The following is a 14,724-nucleotide window of genomic DNA, read 5'->3' as shown; positions in this document are numbered from 1 at the left end:
TCCGCAGCGCGGCCGTGGCGCAAGGCAAAGCGGCTACGATCCGGCCGCACGTCGTGTGCGTTCGCGGGCCCCATGCTCCACAAGTTTCTCGCCTCTTCGTTTCACGCGCTGCGCGGCCTGGCGCTTTGGCTGGTGGCCGCTGGCATCGCCGGGGTGCTCGCAGGCTGCGCCGGCCTGCCTCCGCGCACGCCGGAGCCGCCAACGCTCTCGATCGCCGCCTCCCCTTCCACCGCGCTCGGCCGCGCCGCGGCCAGCCTGGACACCGCCGCGCACGATGGGCTGTCGAGCATCCGGCCGCTGGTGGAGGCTTCCTTTGCGCTCGATGCACGCTTCGAGCTGATGCGGCGCGCGCAGGCCTCGCTGGACGTGCAGACCTACCAGCTCGGCAACGACAAGACCGGCCGCCTGCTGCTGCGCGAACTTCGAAATGCTGCGCGCCGCGGCGTGCGGGTGCGCCTGCTGCTCGACGACTTCTACACGACCGGCATGGACCGCCTGCTGCTCGGCCTGGCCGCGGAGCCCAATGCCGAGGTCCGGCTGTTCAACCCCTTCGTCAACGCCCGCGACCACTCGGCCACGCGCTGGCTCGAGTTCTTCGGCGATTTCCGCCGGCTCAACCACCGCATGCACAACAAGCTCTTCGTGGCCGATGGCGCCATGGCCATCGCGGGCGGGCGCAACCTGGCCGACGAATACTTCCTGCGCAGCGAGGATGCCAACTTCATCGACTTCGAGCTCCTCATGGCGGGCCCCGTGGTTCCGGAAGCCGCCCGCATCTTCGACACCTACTGGAACAGCGAGGTGGTCTACCCGCTCCAGCGGGTTGCCGGCGCCAGCGGCACGCCGGAGGCCATGAAGTCGGAATTCGAAGCCGCCACCTCGGCGGTCCACGCCCCTGCGCCGGCCGCGCTTCAGGGCACCGACGTGATGGGCGACCCGCCGCTCGGCGTCCAGCTGGCCGACATCGGCCGCATGAAGTGGATGCGCGCCGACGCCCATGCCGCGGCCGACAGCCCCAACAAGGCGCTGGGCATCCTCGCGTCGCCCGCCGAATCGCTCGCTGCGCGCTTCCATGAGATGACCTCCACGGCGCGCTCGGACGTGGTGGTGATCTCGCCCTACTTCATTCCCGGCGACGAAGGCATGGCCCGCATCCGCGAGGGCCGGGCGCGCGGCGTGCGCATCAGCGTCATAACCAATTCGCTGGCCGACAGCGACGAGCCGCTGGTCAACATCAACTACAACCGCTACCGCGTCGACATGCTGAAGCTGGGCGTGAACCTGTACGAGGTCAGCACCCAGCAGCTCAAGCGCAACCGCCAGCTGCGCAGCCTGCTCAAGAAGGCGCGCGGCCGCCTGCATGCCAAGCTCGCGCTGGTCGACCGCGAGTGGGTGCTGCTCGGCTCGATGAACCTCGACCCGCGCTCGGCGCGGCTGAACACCGAATTCGGCGTTCGCGTGCGGAGTTTCGAACTGACCCAGGCACTTCTGTATGCCTACCAGCTGGACGACATCGAGGGCGTCTACCGCGTCGTGCTGATGCCCGACGGCGAGAACGTGCAATGGATAGGCACCGGCGACGTGGACAACGAGGTGCTCGACAGCGAGCCCGATTCGAGCCTGCTCACGCGGCTGCAGCTGCTGCTGTTCTCCTGGTTCGTGCCGACCGACCAGTTGTAGCGGACGTCTACAATAGGTAATGAGAGTTATTCTCATTAACTGTAAATAAAACGTCAACAAATTGCAATGAGATTCCGCATCCGGTCGTCACGCATCGCCTTTGCCTTGCTCCCCCTCGCTTCCATTTCCCCGCTCTCCATGGCACAAGGCCCCGGCACCGGACAGCCGGACCCGGCGAGCCCATCGCTGCCCGAAGTGCATGTGGTCGCCGAGCCCGAATCCGGCGGCTACAACCCCACGACCAGCAGCGGTGCCACGCGCACCAGCACGCCGCTGCGGGAGGTGCCGCAGTCGGTGCGCATCGTCTCCAGCCAGCTGATCGAGGACATGGGCGCAACGCGCCTGGCCGACACGGTGGATCTTGTGAGCGGGATCACGCGCCTCAACGACTTCGGCGGCACCTGGGACAACTTCGGCATCCGCGGGTTCAGCAGCACCGACATGGGATTCCTGGTCAACGGTTTCCCCGGATCGCGCGGCTACAACCCGCCGCGCGACACCGCCACGGTCGAGCGCTTCGAATTCCTCAAGGGGCCGGCGTCGGCCATCTACGGCAGCAGCGAGCCGGGCGGCACCATCAACATCGTCACGAAGAAGCCGGAGTTCACGCGCCGCAACACGGCCGACTTCAGCATCGGCAGCCAGGGCCTGCGCCGCAGCACGCTGGACAGCACCGGCGCGCTGAGCCGGAACGTGGCCTACCGGCTGAACCTGGCGGTGGAGGAAGGCGACAGCCGAAGCGACCTGCTGAGCAACAGGCGCACCCTGGTGGCACCCGCGCTGACCTGGGTCATCGACAACAAGACAGTGCTCAACTACGAGTCCGAATTCCTGCGTTCGAAAACGCCGCTGGACCGCGGGCTGATCAATGTTCGCGGCCTGCTCGGAACCCTGCCGCGCGACCGTGTGCTCAATGAGCCCGACGACGGCAACATGACGCTCACCAGCAATACGCACCAGCTCACGCTGGACCGCCAGCTGTCGGAAAACTGGCGCGCCCGCCTCGGTGCGAGCTACAAGGAAAGCACCTTCTCGGGCAACTACACCGAAGCGACTTCGCTCGCCAGCGACAACCGGACGCTCAACCGCCGCGCCACCTGGCGCCAGCTGCCGTCGCGCGACACGTCCTTCCAGGCGGAGCTGGAAGGCAAGTTCACGACCGGCGCGCTGGCCCACACGCTGCTGGTCGGCGTGGAAGCGTCCAGGCTGTGGATGAACACCGAAATCCTCCGCTCGGGCAACTACCCGATCGACATCTACCCGCCCGTCTATGGCAAGCCCCGGCCGCCGCTCACCTCGCTCACCTCCAGCTCGGACGAGCACCAGCGTGCGAGCGCCGTTTTCCTGCAGGACCAGATCAGCCTTTCGCCGCAGTGGAAGCTGCTGGTGGGCGCCCGCTACGACCACTTCAGGCAGCGCATCGAGGACCGCGTGAACCGCAACAGCGCCCAGAAGCACGATGCTGTTTCGCCGCGCGCCGGCCTCACCTACCTGCCGAACGACTGGAGCTCCTGGTACGTCTCGGCCGGCAAGTCGTTTCGCGGCAACAGCGGCACCGACAAGAACGGCCAGGCCTTCGATCCGCAGCGTTCCACCGCGCTGGAGGCCGGCCTGAAGCTGCAGACGGCGGACCAGCGCCTGGGCGCCAACCTGGCCGTGTTCGACATCAAGAAGACGAACGTGCTGACGGCCAGCGACACGCCCGGCTTCTCCGTGGCGGCCGGCGAGGTCAAGAGCAGCGGCTTCGAGGCAGACGTCTACGGCCAGATCGACAGGAACTGGCGGGTGAGCGGAAATTTCGCCTATGTCGACGCCCGCATCTCGAAGGACGCAACGCTGGCGCCCGGCACGCGCATCGTGAACATCCCGAGGACGAGCGCCGGCCTGTTCGCCATCCGCGAGGATGCGCTGGCCGACGGCAGCCGCTATGGCGTGGGTGCCGGCATCAACTACGTGGGCAACCGTTCGGGCAACGGCGCCGACACCTACTCGCTGCCGGCCTACACCACCGTCAAGCTGGTGAGCTTCTGGCAGATCAACAAGACCGCCCGCGTGTCGATCGACGTGCACAACCTCTTCAACCGGAACTTCTACACCGCCTCGTGGGGCAACCTGTACGTGATTCCGGGCGCCAGGCGCAGCGTCGTGGCCAGCCTGAAGCTGGACCTCTGAAGCCCTCGCGACCAAAAACCGAGCGCAGTTACAGCCCGGCGGGCCGCCCCGGCCTTGAAAGTCCGCCGATTGCCCTTATGATTAGCACTCGCTGCTGACGAGTGCTAACAAAGCCTCGCTTCCAGTCGATGGGCCGCCGGCCTTTTCCGCCGGCGCCCGACCACAACCCCGTTTCTTATCCAGGAGATGCAATGAAACTTCGTCCTTTGGCCGATCGCGTGATCGTCAAGCGTGTTGACAGCGAAACCAAGACCGCCTCTGGCATCGTCATCCCCGACGCAGCCGCCGAAAAGCCCGATCAGGGTGAAGTCCTGGCCGTCGGCCCCGGCAAGCGCACCGACAAGGGCGACCTGACCGCACTGACCGTCAAGGTCGGCGACCGCGTCCTGTTCGGCAAGTACAGCGGCCAGACCGTCAAGGTCGATGGCGACGAACTGCTGGTCATGAAGGAAGACGACCTCTTTGCCGTGGTCGAGAAGTAATCAATTCATCCCTATTCGGAGTAATAAAACATGGCAGCAAAAGACGTAGTCTTCGGCGGTGAAGCCCGCGCACGCATGGTCGAGGGTGTCAACATCCTCGCCAACGCCGTCAAGGTGACTCTGGGCCCCAAGGGCCGCAACGTGGTGCTCGAGCGCTCGTTCGGCGCCCCCACCGTCACCAAGGACGGTGTGTCGGTCGCCAAGGAAATCGAACTCAAGGACAAGCTCCAGAACATGGGCGCCCAGCTCGTGAAGGAAGTGGCCTCCAAGACCAGCGACAACGCCGGTGACGGCACCACCACCGCCACGGTGCTGGCCCAGGCCATCGTTCGCGAAGGCTTCAAGTACGTGGCCGCCGGCATCAACCCGATGGACCTGAAGCGCGGCATCGACAAGGCCGTGACGGCCCTGGTCGAAGAGCTGAAGAAGGCTTCCAAGCCCACCACCACGTCGAAGGAAATCGCTCAAGTCGGCTCGATCTCGGCCAACAGCGACGAAACCATCGGCAAGCTCATCGCTGACGCGATGGACAAGGTCGGCAAGGAAGGCGTGATCACCGTCGAAGACGGCAAGTCGCTGGACAGCGAACTCGACGTCGTCGAAGGCATGCAGTTCGACCGCGGCTACCTGTCGCCCTACTTCATCAACAACCCCGAGAAGCAATCGGCGCTGCTCGACAACCCCTTCGTGCTGCTGTTCGACAAGAAGATCAGCAACATCCGCGACCTGCTCCCCACGCTGGAACAAGTCGCCAAGGCTGGCCGTCCGCTCCTGATCATTGCCGAAGAAGTCGAAGGCGAAGCCCTGGCTACGCTGGTGGTGAACACGATCCGCGGCATCCTGAAGGTCGTGGCCGTGAAGGCACCTGGCTTCGGCGACCGCCGCAAGGCCATGCTGGAAGACATCGCCATCCTGACGGGCGGCAAGGTCATCGCTGAAGAAGTGGGCCTGACGCTCGAAAAGGTGACGCTGGCCGACCTGGGCCAGGCCAAGCGCATCGAAGTGGGCAAGGAAAACACCATCATCATCGACGGTTCGGGCGCTGCGGCCGACATCGAAGCCCGCGTGAAGCAAGTGCGCGTGCAGATCGAGGAAGCCACGAGCGACTACGACCGTGAAAAGCTGCAAGAGCGCGTGGCCAAGCTGGCCGGCGGCGTTGCAGTGATCAAGGTCGGCGCTGCCACCGAAGTCGAAATGAAGGAAAAGAAGGCACGCGTCGAAGACGCCCTGCACGCCACCCGCGCTGCAGTGGAAGAAGGCGTTGTGGCCGGCGGCGGCGTGGCTCTGCTGCGTGCCAAGCAAGCCGTGGGCGACAAGGTCAAGGGCGACAACGCCGACCAGGACGCCGGCATCAAGCTGGTGCTCAAGGCCATCGAAGCGCCCCTGCGCGAAATCGTGAACAACGCCGGCGGCGAAGCCTCGGTGGTGGTGAACGCCGTGCTGGCCGGCAAGGGCAACTACGGCTTCAATGCCGCCAACGACACGTACGGCGACATGCTCGAGCTGGGCATCCTGGACCCGACCAAGGTGACCCGCACCGCGCTGCAGAACGCAGCATCGGTGGCTTCGCTGCTGCTGACGACCGAAGCCATGGTCGCCGACGCACCGAAGGAAGAAGCCGGTGCCGGCGGCGGCATGCCCGACATGGGCGGCATGGGTGGTATGGGCGGCATGGGAATGTAATTTCCCGGCTGAGCTCCATTGCTCACCAAAACGAAAGGGCCGCGAAAGCGGCCCTTTTTCATTGCGCGTACGAATTAACGGAACTGGTCGCGCAGCGCCATATAGAGCGCCCGGAAGCGCACATGACGCGCCTTGTGCCCATCGGCACCTTCAAGCGAAGGCACCAGCTGTTGCTTCACCGGCGGCAGCGTGCACACCTCGGCCACGGTGCCGCCGTCAGCCAGCCAGGCAAGGCGGGCCGCGCCCAGCGCCCCACCCGTCTCGCTGCCCGCGTACAGCGTGAGCGGCAGCTCGAAGATATCGGCCAGCAGCTGGCCCCACCAGACACTGCGCGCGCCGCCACCCACCAGCGCCACTTCGCGCAGCGGCATGCCGGCCGGCAGGCGCAGGGTGTCGAAGCCGTCGCGCAGGCCGAAGCTCACGCCCTCGACCACGGCATAGGCGATCTCCGCCGGGCCGTGCGCATGCGTGAGCCCGAACAGCACGCCCTGCGCGTTGGGATTGTTGTGCGGGGAACGCTCGCCCGAAAGGTACGGCAGGAACAGCGGGCAGCGCGCGCGCTGCGTGGGCGCGACCGACGCGGCCGCTTCGAGCAGCGCGGCCTCGTCGACGAACCTGAAGGCCTTGGCGGCCCAGCTCACGGCGCTCGCAGCCGAGAGCATCACCGACATCTGGTGCCAGCGGCCGGGCAGCGCATGGCAGAAGGCATGCATCGCCTGCGCGGGGTTCGGCAGAAAGCGGTCGGTCGAGACGAACACCACGCCCGAGGTGCCAAGCGACACGAAGCCCTGCCCCGGTTCCACCAGCCCCATGCCCACGGCGCTGGCGGCGTTGTCGCCCGCGCCACCGGCGATGAGCACGCCAGCGGCGCCGTTCCCCACGCCCCAGCGCGCGGCCAGCTCGGGCTTGAGCTGCGCCGACACTTCGCTGCCCTCCACCAGCCGCGGCATGTACCCGCGCGTGAGCCCGGTGGCCGCGAGCAGTTCGTCGGACCAGTCGCGCGCGCCCACGTCGAGCCACAGCGTGCCGGCGGCATCGGACATTTCGCTGACGGCCTCGCCGCTCAGCATGAAGCGCAGCCAGTCCTTCGGCAGCAGCACGCGCGCCGTGCGGTTGAAGATTTCAGGCTCGTGCTCGCGCACCCACAGCAGCTTGGGCGCGGTGAAGCCGGGCATCGCAAGGTTGCCCGCGATCTCGCCCAGGCGCGGCACGGCGCGCGCAAGCGCCTCGCACTGCGGGCCGCTGCGTCCGTCGTTCCAGAGGATGGCGGGCCGCAGCACCTCGCCCGCGGCGTCGAGCAGCGTGGCGCCGTGCATCTGGCCCGACAGGCCGATGGCGCGCACGGCCGAGAGCGCTTCAGCATGCGCGCCGCGAAGCTCCGCCATCACCTGCTCCAGCGCCTGCCACCATTGGCTAGGCGCCTGCTCCGACCAGAGCGGCTCTGGCCTCTCGACCGTGAGCGGCGCACGCGCCACGCCGACGATGCGGTGGTCGCCGGCGAGCAGCAACGCCTTGAGCTCGGACGTGCCGAGGTCCAGTCCCAGATACAAGATGGTGCCCCCTGATTGGTGCCTTGAAAGCGCTTGGTGTGGGCGTCAGCCGAACCGCGTGTCGGCCTGGCGCCTGAACTCGCTCGGGGTCATGCCCTTGATCTCGAGGAAGCGCCGGTTGAAGTTGGCCACGTTGTTGAAGCCGACCTGGTAGCAGATGTCGGTCACGTAGTGGTCGGTCTGCATCAGCAGGTGGCAGGCGCTGTTGATGCGCACGCGGTTGACGAAGTCGGTGAAGCTGTTGCCGGTGGAGCGCCGGAAGAAGCGGCTGAAGCGGCTTTCGCTCATGCCGAGTTCGGCCGCCACGTCCGACATGGAGATCGGCTCCGCCATGTTGCTGGTGATGCGGTTGACGATGTCGTTGATCTGGTCGACCTGCGCATCGCCTTCGACGCCGTGCGCGCCCTGCATCTGCACGCTGGAGAGCAGCCGGTAGTCGGTGCATTGCGCGAGGTCGGCCATGAACTCGAGGAACAGCCCGAGCCGGCGCACGCCGCGCGCGGCCTTGATGCTGTCCCAGTGCGCCTGCGCCTGCTGCGACATGCCGAAGAACTCGATGCCGTGCCGCGCGCGCTCGAACAGCTGCATCACGTCGCGCAGCTCCGGAATCTCGGCCGCGGCGCGCTCGATGGGCTCGTGGCGGAACTGGATCACCCGGTCGCGGCCCGCGGCGCCGCCTTCGGGCACGTCCAGCGAGATCCAGTTGTGCGGCAGCCGCGGCCCGCAGAGCACGAGGTGCCCGGGCTGGAACGGCCCGATCCAGTCGCCGATGAAGGCCTTGCCCGAGGTTTCGGTGATCAGGTGCAGCTCGTAGTCTTCATGGAAGTGCCACCGCACCAGCGGGCTCGGAAAGCCGTGCGCGAGGCAGCGCACCAGGCCGGTTTCGGGGGCCTCGTAGCCCAGCGACGGGGAGCGCGCGATGTCGCGCTCCAGCTCGGGTTGGCGCTGACGGGGAATCGAGCGTTTGCGTGTGGACGTTGTCATGGCAGCACGGGGGTCAAGGCCGGGAAGCGACAGCCTCATTGTCTTCCTGCGCCAGCGCGGCGTGAACCGCGTCGAGCGTGGGTGGATCGGCGCCTTCGCGGGTGCAGTTGAGGGCGGCGGCGGTGGCGGCGAAGCGCATCACCTCGCGCCAGGCGCCGTCGCCGAGCGCGCCAAGCTGGGCCGGGTGCTCGACGCCGTGCGCGAGCAGCGAAACCGAGAGCCCGGCCGTGAAGGTGTCGCCCGCGCCGATGGTGTCGACCACCTTGACCCGCGGCGCCGCCACGGCAAGCGGCGCATGCCCGGTGCGCCAGAGCGTGGCGCCGGCGCCGCCGCGCGTGACGATCACGGCATGCGCGCCGGCCTGGAGGCACTCCGCGGCCAGCGCATCGACCGGCTGGCCGGGGGCGAGCAGTTCGGCGTCCTCGTCGCTGAGCTTGACGAGGTCGGCCATGGCCAGCCAGCCCGTCACGCGCTCGCGGTAGGCGGCCATGTCGGGAATCAGGCTGGGCCGCACGTTCGGATCGAACACGATCACGCGGCGCCCGGCGTTGGCCGTGACCAGCTCGGCAATGCGCGTGGCCGCCGGCTCCTGCAGCAGCGAGATCGAGCCGAAATGAAGGAAGCGGCACTCCGCCGGCAGCTGCGGCGGCGGCTCGGGCGCCCAGGTGGCATCGGCGCTGCCGCGCGTGTAGAAGGCGTAGCGGTTGGTCTCGGGCGTGCGCTCGACGAAGGCCAGCGTCGACGGCGCATTGCTGCGCAGGATGAAGCTGGTATCGACGCCGTTGCGTTCGAGAAAGCGCATCAGCCGTTCGCCGAACAGGTCGGTCGACAGCTGCGTGAGAAAGCCGGTGGGCTGGCCCAGGCGCGCGCAGGCCACGGCCGTGTTGAGCGGCGAACCGCCCTCGTGGCCGAGGAACGCGAGCGCACCGGCTTCGCTGGCGGTGAAATCGATGAGGGCTTCGCCCGTGAGTGCAATGCGCATGGTTCTCGGATTCTCTTCTGTCAGGGCAAGCTGCGCGCATCGGCCAGGAAGCCGCGCTCCGCGGCCAGCGTGGCGGGATGGTCGAGCAGCTCGGCAAAGAGGCGCGGCGGAATCGTGATGGCGCCCACGCCCAGAGCCAGCAACGCAAGATAGGCCTCGCGCGAGCGGATGCTGGCGACCAGCAGGCGCGTGCCCGACGAAGGCCGCTGCGCCACCAGCGCCTGCATCTGCGCGATCAGCGCCAGCCCGTTGACGCCGGCATCGTCGAGCCGGCCGAGGTACGGTGCCGCGTAGGCCGCGCCCAACTGCGCGGCAAAGTGGGCCTGCTCGGGCGCATACACGGCGGTCCAGGTGACGGGCACGCCCTGCGCGATGAGCCGCGCGCCGGCATCCAGGCCCTGGCGCGTGGCGGGAATCTTCACGACCAGCTGGCCCCGGTCGAAGTGCGGGAGCAAGGCGGCCGCATCTTCGAGCATGCCGTCGACGTCGCTGGAATACACCTGCGCCTGCACCTGGCGTGCGCCCAGTTCGATGCAGCGCTTCAGCAGACCGGGCAATTCACCGCGGCCGATGCCGGCGCGCTTGAGCAGCGTGGGGTTGGTCGTCACGCCATGCACCACCGGATGCGGCAGGCAGGCCTGCAATTCAGGCAGGTCGGCGCTGTCGAGGTACAGATGGAAGTCTTCGTTCATGACTGTGCGTTGTTGGCGCTGTTGTTCTTGGCGCTGTTGTTCGGGGCGCTTCTGTTCAGGGCGTGTGCACAGATCACCGGGTACTCCCCTCCGCGAATGTCCCCCGGCCTGCGGCCTCCTCCTTGATTTCGCTGCGGGGAGCACCCGATGCTCTGTGCACTTGGGCACGCCGCTGGTGTACCGCTGATCAACCGCTGCTCTGAACACGCTCCCGCTGATGGGGTGCCTTGCGCAGCGAAATCAAGGGGGAGGCCGAAGGCCGGAGGACATTCGCGGAGCAAGGTACCCCGTCGGCGGGAGCGCGCCCTGAACGAAGACCAGCGCACAAGAACGAAAAAGCAGGTTCTCATCTCAGCTCATGACATTACCGCCATCGACATTGAGAGTCTGCGCCGTGATGTAGCGCGCCTCGTCGCTGGCAAGAAACACGGCCGCCCCCGCGATGTCGGCCGGCACGCCCATGCGGCCGAGCGGCACCTCCAGGCCCACGCGGCGCTTCTTCTCGCCCGGTGGCAGCCCCTCGGCCTTGGCGAACAGGCTGTCGACATGGTCCCACATCGGCGTGTCGACCACACCGGGTGCAATGCCGTTGACACGGATGCCGTGCGGCGCCATGGCCAGCGCGGCGCTCTGGGTGTAGCTGATGACCGCCGCCTTGGTCGCGCAGTAGTGCGACACCAGCGCCTCGCCGCGCCGCCCCGCCTGCGAGGCCATGTTGATGACCGACGCCCCCTGCGTGCCGGCCTCCACCATGTGGCGCAGCACGGCCTGCATCACGAAGAACATGCCCTTCACGTTGACCGCGAACAGCCGGTCGAACGAAGCCTCGTCGCTGTCGAGCAGCGGCGCCAGGTCGAACACCGCGGCGTTGTTGAACAGCGTGTGGATCGGCCCGAAGGCGACCTGTGCCTCGGCCAGCATGTGCGCGATGGCCTGCGTGTCGGTCACGTCGGCCGCGATGTAGGCGAGCTTGTCGGGGTGCTGCTGCTGCAGCGCGCGCACGGCCTCGGGCGCCGCCGCGGCGCGGTCGATCACGCTGCAGCGCGCGCCCTCGGCAATGCAGGCCTCGGCCACGGCCAGGCCGATGCCGCCACCGGCGCCGGTCAGCAGCACGTGGCGGTTCTTCAAACGTTCGCTCATTTCGTTGCTCCAGGGTTCTTCAGGAAATTTGCCACGCGCGCGCTCGCTGCGCGCACCGCGCCTACCAGCCGCGCATCGCCCGCGGCGGCGCCCCACAGTGCCGGGTCGGCGCACAGCGCGAGCACCGGATCGGCGGCATCGCAGATCGCGTGCGCCACGGCCTCGTCCATGCCCTGGTCCTGGTAGGCATAGGGCAGCGCCCCGCGATGCCAGCGTTGCAGGAAGGCGAGGAACAGCGCGGGCAGCATCGCGACGCTGTCGATCGGCTGCCCCGCGGCCAGCCGCTCGCGCACCGTGGGCGCGATGAAGCCCGGGATCTTGGAAAAACCATCGGCCGCCACGCGCTGGTTGGTGTCGCGGATCGCGGGGTTGCCGAAGCGGTCGAGCACCACGTCGCGGTAGGCCGCGAGGTCGATCGGGCTCGGGCTGAGGCATGGGATCACGTCGTCGGTGACGTAGTCGAAGGCCATCTTGCGGATGGCCGCGTCGTGCGTGCCTTCGTGGATGAAATTCAGCCCCGCCAGCGTGCCGGCCCAGGCGATGCAGCTGTGCGTGGCGTTGAGGATGCGGATCTTGGCTTCTTCATAGGGCTGCACCGATTCGACCAGTTCCACGCCCACGCGGCCCCAGTCGGGCCGGCCGGCCGCAAAGTTGTCTTCGATCACCCACTGGATGAAGCTCTCGCCGGTGATCGCGGCCGCATCGTCGCGGCCCGTTGCGGCCTGCACGCGTGCGCGCAGCTCGGGCGGCGGGCGCGGCGTGATGCGGTCGACCATCGCGTTGGGGCAGGCGGTGTTCGCCTGCACCCATGCCAGCAGATCGGCGTCGCCCGCGCGTTCGATGAATTCGAGCAGCCCGGCGCGGAAGCGGTCGCCGTTGTGGCGCAGGTTGTCGCAGTTGAGCAGCGTGACCGCGCCGGCCTGCGCAGCCTTGCGCGCACGAAGGATCGCGCAGACGGCGCCGTAGATGGTCACGCCCTCGCCGGGAGCATCGCCGCGCCGCGCGCGCTCGATGTCGGCTGCCAGATCGGCGAACGACAGGTCCAGCCGGCCCTTGGTGTCGAGGTAGTAGCCGGCCTCGGTCACGGTGAACGAAACGATGCGCGTGGACGGCGCGGCGCCGCGTGCGATCACCGCGGCCAGCGAGGGCTCCCACGGCAGCACTTCGCGGATGGCCTCGATCTGTTCGTAGCGCAACTCGCCGGCCGGCGACACGGTTTCGAGCGTGTAGCGCCCGCCCTGCGCCTGCAGCGCGGCCACCACATCGGCCATGTCGGGCCGGATGTTGGCGCCCGAAAGCGACCAGCGGGTGTCGCCCGCATCGATCAGCCGCTGCAGGTAGACGGCCTGGTGGGCACGATGGAACGAGCCGAGTCCGAGGTGAAGCACCACGAACTCCGAAGGAGCCGGGGGTGAGGTTGGCGCACCGAGAGGCGCTGCTGCGAGGGTCACGGGAATGTTCCGGAAGAAATCAGGCGGAGACCGAGCGGCCTTCGCGGTTGAACAAATGAAGCACCGACGGATCGAGCTCGACCGCCACGTCGTCGCCTGCATGCAGCGGCGTGCGTTCGTTCTGGCGCGCGATCAGCGGCACGCCGCCCACGTCGACGTGGATCAGCGTGTCGGCGCCCAGCGCCTCGATCAGCTCCACGCGCCCCGGCACGCCCGCGGGCGCAGCCTGCTTCGGATGCACGCGCAGGCCTTCGGGCCGCACGCCCAGGAAGCCGTCGCTCGGCAGGCGACCGCCGGTGGCGGCGGAAAAACTCGGAATGGCGCTTGCCGCCACCATGTTCATCGACGGCATGCCGATGAACTGCGCGACGAACTGGTTGGCCGGATGGTCGTAGAGCTCGAGCGGCGTGCCGACCTGCTCGATGAGCCCGTCCCTGAGCACCACCACGCGGTCGGCCAGCGTCATGGCCTCGACCTGGTCGTGCGTCACGTAGATGGTGGTGGCACCGAGCGAGCGGTGCAGCTTGTGGATCTCGACGCGCGTGTTGCCGCGCAGCGCCGCGTCCAGGTTGGACAGCGGCTCGTCGAACAGGAACACCTTGGGCGCACGCACGATCGCGCGGCCGATGGCCACGCGCTGGCGCTGGCCGCCCGACAGGTCCTTGGGCGTGCGGTCGAGGTACTGCGTGAGGTTGAGCGTCTTCGCCGCGTACTCCACCTTGGTCTTGATCTCGTCCTTGGGCACGCCCGCGAGCTTGAGCGCGAAGGACATGTTGTCGTACACGCTCATGTGCGGATAGAGCGCATAGCTCTGGAACACCATCGCCAGGTCGCGCTTGCCCGAAGGCGCCCAGGTGATGTCCTTGCCGTCGAGCAGCAGCTTGCCGCTGGTGATCGGCTCGAGCCCCGCAATGAGGCGCAGCAGCGTCGACTTGCCGCAGCCCGAAGGACCCACGAAGACGATGAACTCGCCCTTCTGGATCTCGAGGTCGACGCCCTTGATGATGTCGACGTCGCCGAAGCTCTTCTTGATGTCTTTGAGTTGCAGGTAGGCCATGGGGTGTCTCCCTTTCTTTACTTGACGGCGCCGAAGGTCAGGCCCTGGACGAGTTGCTTCTGGCTGAACCAGCCGAACACGACGATGGGCGCGATGGCCATCAGCGAGGCGGCCGACAGCTTGGCCCAGAACAGGCCCTCGGGGCTGGAGTACGAGGCGATCAGCGTGGCCAGCGTGCCGGCCTTGGCCGAACTGAGGTTGAGCGCCCAGAAGGCCTCGTTCCAGCTCAGCACCAGGCACAGGAGGCCGGTCGATGCGAGCCCGCCCACCGACAGCGGCAGCACGACGTGGCGGAACTCGGTCCACAGGCTGGCGCCGTCCATGCGCGCGGCTTCGAGGATCTCGTTCGGAATGTCCTTGTAGGCGCTGTAGAGCATCCACACCATGATCGGCAGGTTCGACAGCGTGAACACGACTGTGAGCGCGGTGAGCGAGTCCAGCAGGCCCGCGGTCTGCGCGAGCACGTAGATCGGCACCAGCGCGCCGACGGCCGGCATCATCTTGGTGGAGAGCATCCACATGAGGATGTCGCGCGTCTTCTTCGTGCGGAAGAAGGCCATCGAGTACGCCGCGGGCGCCGCGATCAAGAGGCCGATGATGGTCGAGCCCAGGCTGGTGACGAGCGAGTTGCGCGCATACAGCAGGTAGTCGCTGCGGCGCTGCACCTCGCTGAAGTTGCCGAGCGTGGGTTCGAAGATGAAGAGCGGCGGCACGTGGATCGCCTGCAGTTCCGTCTTGAAGGCCGTGAGGAACAGCCAGCCGAGCGGAAAGAACAGCAGCAGCGCCACGGCCCAGGCACCCGCGGTGCGCAGCAGTTGCGGAAGGAAGTTGCTGGGTTGCATGGTCGTTCC

The 14,724-nt window shown here is 67.6% G+C and carries 12 protein-coding genes; 4 read left to right on the top strand and 8 right to left on the bottom strand.

The features are described 5' to 3' along the window. Positions 1 to 72 precede the first annotated feature (72 nt). From ACAM58_RS05770 to groL, 4 genes are all read left to right on the top strand, one after another. Positions 73 to 1,680, top strand: a complete 1,608-nt coding sequence (locus ACAM58_RS05770; RefSeq protein ID WP_369664258.1) for a phospholipase D family protein — start codon at positions 73 to 75, stop codon at positions 1,678 to 1,680. A 66-nt stretch (positions 1,681 to 1,746) separates the two neighbouring features. Continuing rightward, entirely contained in the window at positions 1,747 to 3,852 is a 2,106-nt protein-coding gene (locus ACAM58_RS05765) for a TonB-dependent siderophore receptor (protein WP_369664257.1), read from the top strand. 191 nt (positions 3,853 to 4,043) lie between these two features. Beyond that, a complete protein-coding gene (locus ACAM58_RS05760; protein ID WP_018907465.1) occupies positions 4,044 to 4,334 on the top strand; it encodes a co-chaperone GroES in 291 nt (96 codons plus the stop codon). Between the two features lie 30 nt (positions 4,335 to 4,364). Continuing rightward, positions 4,365 to 6,017 carry a chaperonin GroEL gene (gene groL, locus ACAM58_RS05755; protein ID WP_012746267.1) on the top strand — a complete coding sequence of 551 codons (1,653 nt, stop codon included), beginning with the start codon at positions 4,365 to 4,367 and terminating at the stop codon, positions 6,015 to 6,017. Between the two features lie 74 nt (positions 6,018 to 6,091). Here the strand turns inward: groL and xylB are convergent, their stop codons facing one another. From xylB to ACAM58_RS05715, 8 genes are all read right to left on the bottom strand, one after another. Then, positions 6,092 to 7,567: a xylulokinase gene (xylB, locus tag ACAM58_RS05750; RefSeq protein WP_369664256.1), complete on the bottom strand. Its 1,476-nt coding sequence runs from the start codon at positions 7,565 to 7,567 to the stop codon at positions 6,092 to 6,094. Positions 7,568 to 7,612: 45 nt separating this feature from the next. After that, the gene (locus ACAM58_RS05745; protein ID WP_369664255.1) at positions 7,613 to 8,551 is read right to left on the bottom strand and encodes a helix-turn-helix domain-containing protein; all 939 of its coding nucleotides are present in this window, start codon (positions 8,549 to 8,551) and stop codon (positions 7,613 to 7,615) included. Between the two features lie 13 nt (positions 8,552 to 8,564). Then, positions 8,565 to 9,533 carry a carbohydrate kinase gene (locus ACAM58_RS05740; protein ID WP_369664254.1) on the bottom strand — a complete coding sequence of 323 codons (969 nt, stop codon included), beginning with the start codon at positions 9,531 to 9,533 and terminating at the stop codon, positions 8,565 to 8,567. Positions 9,534 to 9,553: 20 nt separating this feature from the next. Further along, a complete protein-coding gene (locus tag ACAM58_RS05735) occupies positions 9,554 to 10,225 on the bottom strand; it encodes a transaldolase family protein (RefSeq protein ID WP_369664253.1) in 672 nt (223 codons plus the stop codon). Positions 10,226 to 10,576: 351 nt separating this feature from the next. Continuing rightward, positions 10,577 to 11,365: an L-iditol 2-dehydrogenase gene (locus tag ACAM58_RS05730; protein WP_018903539.1), complete on the bottom strand. Its 789-nt coding sequence runs from the start codon at positions 11,363 to 11,365 to the stop codon at positions 10,577 to 10,579. Further along, positions 11,362 to 12,753 (bottom strand): D-arabinitol 4-dehydrogenase, encoded by a 1,392-nt coding sequence (dalD, locus tag ACAM58_RS05725; protein WP_369664252.1) that lies wholly within the window; start codon positions 12,751 to 12,753, stop codon positions 11,362 to 11,364. Before dalD ends, ACAM58_RS05730 begins: the two co-directional genes overlap by 4 nt. 82 nt (positions 12,754 to 12,835) lie before the next feature. Continuing rightward, positions 12,836 to 13,873 carry an ABC transporter ATP-binding protein gene (locus ACAM58_RS05720; RefSeq protein ID WP_012746260.1) on the bottom strand — a complete coding sequence of 346 codons (1,038 nt, stop codon included), beginning with the start codon at positions 13,871 to 13,873 and terminating at the stop codon, positions 12,836 to 12,838. 17 nt (positions 13,874 to 13,890) lie between these two features. After that, positions 13,891 to 14,715, bottom strand: a complete 825-nt coding sequence (locus ACAM58_RS05715; RefSeq protein WP_369664251.1) for a carbohydrate ABC transporter permease — start codon at positions 14,713 to 14,715, stop codon at positions 13,891 to 13,893. Positions 14,716 to 14,724 lie beyond the last annotated feature (9 nt).

Source organism: Variovorax sp. V116 (assembly GCF_041154435.1).
GTDB lineage: Bacteria > Pseudomonadota > Gammaproteobacteria > Burkholderiales > Burkholderiaceae_C > Variovorax > Variovorax paradoxus.
This window is presented reverse-complemented; position numbering and strand designations above follow the sequence as displayed.